Source organism: Spirosoma sp. (assembly GCF_048594605.1).
Classification (GTDB): Bacteria; Bacteroidota; Bacteroidia; order Cytophagales; family Spirosomataceae; genus Spirosoma.
The window spans coordinates 1-3,329 of sequence record NZ_JBMDWV010000412.1; the positions used below are offsets into that span (position 1 = coordinate 1).

At 49.0% G+C, this 3,329-nt stretch carries 4 protein-coding genes; 2 read left to right on the forward strand and 2 right to left on the reverse strand.

The window, feature by feature from the left end; translation table 11 throughout:
* The first annotated feature begins 153 nt into the window (after nt 1-153).
* On the forward strand, nt 154-873 hold the full coding sequence (locus ACOJS8_RS25675) for a membrane or secreted protein (RefSeq protein WP_420151414.1): 720 nt from the start codon (nt 154-156) through the stop codon (nt 871-873).
* Between the two features lie 36 nt (nt 874-909).
* Here the strand turns inward: ACOJS8_RS25675 and ACOJS8_RS25680 are convergent, their stop codons facing one another.
* Both ACOJS8_RS25680 and ACOJS8_RS25685 read right to left on the reverse strand, forming a co-directional pair.
* A complete protein-coding gene (locus ACOJS8_RS25680; RefSeq protein WP_420151415.1) occupies nt 910-1,650 on the reverse strand; it encodes a LytR/AlgR family response regulator transcription factor in 741 nt (246 codons plus the stop codon).
* Nucleotides 1,651-1,746: 96 nt separating this feature from the next.
* Entirely contained in the window at nt 1,747-2,502 is a 756-nt protein-coding gene (locus ACOJS8_RS25685; RefSeq protein ID WP_420151416.1) for a sensor histidine kinase, read from the reverse strand.
* Nucleotides 2,503-2,736: 234 nt separating this feature from the next.
* On the opposite strand from ACOJS8_RS25685, the gene ACOJS8_RS25690 reads away from it, so the two are divergent.
* Nucleotides 2,737-3,329 (forward strand): ligand-binding sensor domain-containing protein (locus tag ACOJS8_RS25690; RefSeq protein ID WP_420151417.1); only part of this gene is annotated, 593 nt, incomplete at its 3' end.

Consider the following 3,329-nt stretch of genomic DNA (forward strand, 5'->3'; position numbering starts at 1 on the left):
TATCAGCAGCACAGTTGGCTAATTGAAATCAACAACGGGTAGAGTAGGAGTAACAATACGTCCGTTTATCAGTATAAGTAGTGAACGTGTTGCCTACGTCTTTTAACAGTATTCCCTACGTATGACAATCAGACAAGCTAAACGCAACTGACCATGAAGCTGAAACCTGCTCATCTTTTTCTTCTACTTCTGGAAATCACCGGTCGGATCGGCGCGTTTCAGCCCTCCCAGACAACCAGACTTGATGGCACCTGGCGCTTGTCAGAATCCTCCGGCGCTACGGTTGTGCTAACGATAGTTGATAACTATCTGATTCAGACTACGTACGAACCTTCTCGCTACGTTGCAACGCGGGGCGGAACATACCGACAGGAGAAGGATAAACTAAACCTAATGCTCGAATTCGATACGCAGGATAGCAGTCGCGTAGGGCAAACGGATACGTATCAGATAGCTATCGAAAACAACCAGATACGGCTTAATAATGCCGCTGGAAGCCGGACATTCAACCGAGTGAACGAAACACCAACAGCGCTGACGGGACTTTGGCGAATTACGGGACGAGCAAACGATGCCGGCCAGATCACAGCCATGCAGCGAGGTCCCCGTAAAACGATCAAACTACTGACCGGAAGCCGGTTTCAATGGGCGGCTATTAATCCGCAAACCAAACAATTCTTCGGGACGGGGGGCGGTACGTATGCGCTAAAAGACGGTAAATACACCGAAACGATTGACTTCTTCTCCCGCGATAATAGCCGGGTTGGACGCTCTATAACGTTCTCGGCCGATGTAAACGGAAACGAATGGCATCATACCGGACAAAGTTCGACCGGGGGAAGTGTCAACGAAATCTGGAGTCGCGAAAAATAGGACGAACGTCCTTTAGTGTATTTAAAGACCTTACTTTCAGATTTTCTCCAGCAGGCCCAGAAACTCCTGTTTTTTATTACGGGAAACGGGCAGCGCTTTGTTGTTCGCCATAACAACTTCGCCACCATCGCCCCGGATGTAGCGCTGAACGTAGCGCAGATTGATCAGATAGCTGTGATGAACCCGGCAAAAACCCTTGGTTTCCAGCACCTCTTCTACTTCTTTCAGTGTTTTGGAAATCAGGATGATCTGCCCGTTTTTCAGCATAAAGCGCGTATACCCTCCGTCCGATTCGCAGTAGTAAATCTCTTCGCTATGAATAATTTGCAGACCTTCCAGCGTAGGCAACGCAATCCGACCGCCCGCGCGCTGATTTTGCAGATACCCAAGTAGCTGTTCAACCTGTGTAGGGGCATTTGTAAGCTGTGCCTGTTCGGCTTTGGCAACGGCCTGCACCAGTTCATCTTTATCGATGGGTTTTAAGATGTAGTCCAGCGCATTATGCCGAATGGCTTTAATGGCGTATTCGTTAAATGCCGTCGTGAAAATAACCCGGAAATCCTTGTAACGGCAGGCTTCCAGCATTTCGAAACCATTCATACCCGGCATTTCAATGTCCAAAAAAACCAGATCAGGACGTAGCGTTTCAACAGCGGTTTGCCCTTCGGTACCACTGCTGCAACTGGCTACAACCTGAACCGTTGGACAATATCGGGTTATCAGCAGGCTTAGTACGTCGCGGCAGTGTTTTTCGTCGTCAATGATAAGAGCAGTCATGGTTTTGTGAGGAAATGTGTGATAGAGGATATATGATTGAGAAAGGTAAGTTTTCGACGTACTACTTGTAACGTTGAGAAACGTAGTCATACGAATCTAGCAGGTTTTTGATTTCATCGAGAACGTAACGCAGGTACCCGCCGGAGCACCTTCATCGGTGTTTAAATCCGCTACGTCGATACAGGCATCAACGTTATTAATTTCATTGATAATCCGCAACCGTTCTTTAGTAAGCGTATGTCCGTAGGCTTTGTGTGCCGTCAGGCCATGCCGTTGCGCCTGCGCAGAAGCCGCCCGACCGATGCCATTGTCGATGATCTGAATAAACAAAGAGTCGTCTTGCTGAAAACAGTTGATCCGTAAAACAGGCTTATCGACCTGCGGCTGTAACAGGCCGTGCCGTATCGCATTTTCGACGTAGGGGTGTGTAATTAACGGAGGGATGCACACTTTGTCGGTGTTGAGCGACTCACTTACAGTCAGAATAAGGTCGAATCCGTTGTCGCTGCGTAGCTGTTCCAGTTCTACGTAAATCTGCAGTGCGTTCAGCTCGTTCCTGACTGACACCCATTCGGCAGCGGTATTGGTCATCACCTGACGCATCAGCTTCGAAAACTTGGTCAGGTACAGTGATGCCTGTTCAGCCTCGTGTTGCAGAATAAAGTAATTGATCGAATTCAGACTGTTGTACACGAAGTGTGGATTCATCTGCATTTGCATCGCCAGTAATTTAGCTTCGGCAAGGCGTCGATTACTTTCCAGCAGTTGCTGCTGAGCCTGCCGATACGCCAGTTCGTTTTTTACCGACTGCTGGTAAGTTGATCCCGAAATGGTTTTCTTGGCACGTGTCACAGGCTGATTGGCAAAATAAGTAATAGCGTAAGCAAAACAACAAAACGATGAAGACGCAACATAGCCTTAACTAATAATGAGTAGGTTTGGCCGAATAACTGGTTATCTGCATCAATAGTGTGCCGGAGGCTGCGGCCCAATTTTAGTACGTTCAATCAGATGATTGATGCGTTTCACAGGCTTGCTTGCTAATTTCCCGCGCGCTAATTCTCCTCTTATTTTGACTGATTTAGTATGCCGTATAGCCATAGCAGTCGTACGACACAGATCTATAAGCATAACGTAGTGAAACGGCTGAATAGATGGCCAATGTTGTTAGGGCTGTTTCTGTTAAGTATTTGCTGGAAGCCGGTAGCCGCTCAGGGACCAACTTTGTCGTTTCAGCATCTGGGTTTGCAAGAGGGCCTGGCTGCCAACTTTGGCGTCGCTATTTCGCAGGATACGGCTGGTTTCATCTGGATTGCTACCGTAAACGGATTGACCCGCTACGATGGCGTACGTTGTCTGAACTTCTCGCGGGAGTCGGGAAATCCGCATTCGTTGTCGCACCGGGTGATACGTAGCGTTTTCACGAGTCGCAGCGGTACACTTTGGGTGGGTACGCAGGAAGGGCTGAACCGATTTGAGCCAGCTACGCAATCCTTTCAACGCTATTCGTTAGCGTCGTTGGGCCCCGGCTGCAACTTTATCCGACGAATTACCGAAAGCGACGATGGGCAGTTGTGGCTGGGCACGCGGGGGGGAGTCGTTCGGTTCGATCCGGCAACGGGTAAGTCGTTCCGGTTGTCGATACCGCTGGGAAAGGCAACTGCATCAGCCGTCAGCTC